At 72.0% G+C, this 1209-nt stretch carries 1 protein-coding gene and 1 pseudogene; both read left to right on the forward strand.

What is annotated here, in order from left to right; all coding sequences use genetic code 11:
- A pseudogene (locus FUT87_RS28435) lies at positions 1-328 on the forward strand (hypothetical protein); the annotation flags it as partial.
- A 36-nt stretch (positions 329-364) separates the two neighbouring features.
- Positions 365-1084 carry a cold shock and DUF1294 domain-containing protein gene (locus FUT87_RS05170; RefSeq protein ID WP_147240291.1) on the forward strand — a complete coding sequence of 240 codons (720 nt, stop codon included), beginning with the start codon at positions 365-367 and terminating at the stop codon, positions 1082-1084.
- The last annotated feature ends 125 nt before the right edge of the window (positions 1085-1209 follow it).

Genomic DNA, 1209 nt, shown 5'->3' on the forward strand with positions numbered 1-1209 from the left:
GCGTGACGGCCAGGGCTTCGGCGGCGGCAACCGCTTCGAGCGTCGCGACGGTCAGGTCCAGGACCGTCCGCAGCGTGACTTCGGCGGCCCGCGTGGCGGCCAGGGCGGCAACGGCGGCGGCTTCGAGCAGCGCCGTGGCGGCTTCGATCCGCGCTTCGATCGTTCGGCCGAGAACAACGACCGCTACGGCCCGCGCGCCGAGCGCCCGGCCTTCAAGGGCAACGACGGCTTCGAAGGCCGTCCGGCCAAGCCGGCCTTCAAGGGCCCGCGCCAAGGCGGCGACGACCGCGGCGGCTTCGTCAAGAAGGGCCCGCGCAAGGGCTACTGAGCCCTCGCGGCTCGGACTGAAGGGGAACGCTGAGGGATGCGCGTCGAGGGTCGGATCGTCCAGTGGGATGACGCGAAGGGCTACGGCTTCATCGCGCCGTCCGACGGCGGCCCGAAGCGCTTCGTGCACATCAGCGCCTTTTCGCTGCGCGCGCGCCGGCCTTTCGTCGGCGAGCGCGTGAGCTACCAGCCCGGCGCCGACGCGCAGGGCAAGCCCCGCGCGCTCGAGGTCAAGAGCCTCGAGCCCAAGCCGGCCCCCGCCGGCCCGGCGCCACGCCCGGGCGGCGCGGCCCGGCCGCGCGACCGGTCGCAGCCGCTGCGCGGCTCGGCCCCATCCTCCAAGCCTTCCGCCGACACCGGTGCCTCGCTCTGGCTGGTGCCGGGATTCGCCACGCTGGTGCTGCTCACGCACCTGGCTTGGCCGCTGCCGCGCGGGCTGTGGGGCACCTATGTCGCGATGAGCTTCGCGACCTTCATCGTCTACGCGCTGGACAAGCGCGCCGCCCGGCTGGGCCAGTGGCGCGTCAAGGAGTCCACGCTGCATGGGCTCGCGCTGCTGTGCGGCTGGCCCGGCGCGCTGCTGGCCCAGCACCTGCTTCGCCACAAGAGCGCCAAGCCGGGCTTCCGGCGGGTGTTCTGGTTGAGCGTCGCGCTCAACATCCTGGCCTTCGTTTGTCTCTTCACGCCGCTGCTGTCGCCTTTCTTCTCGGGGATCTCCGACCACTGGAACACGCGATCGGCCGGCGACTTCGTTTGATGCTGCAGTTGAAAGTGATCGGCACGGCGGACCTTCCCGCCGTGCTCGCCTTGCAGGCCCAGTGTTATGGGCCCGAGTTCCTGGAAAGCGCCGAGGCCTTCGAGGCCAAGCTGCGCGCGGCGCGC

It is taken from the genome of Mitsuaria sp. TWR114, assembly GCF_007997345.1.

What these genes read in the sequence shown, in the direction of transcription:
- FUT87_RS05170 (WP_147240291.1), top strand. Translation starts at nt 365, where the DNA reads ATGCGCGTCGAGGGTCGGATCGTCCAGTGGGATGACGCGAAGGGCTAC.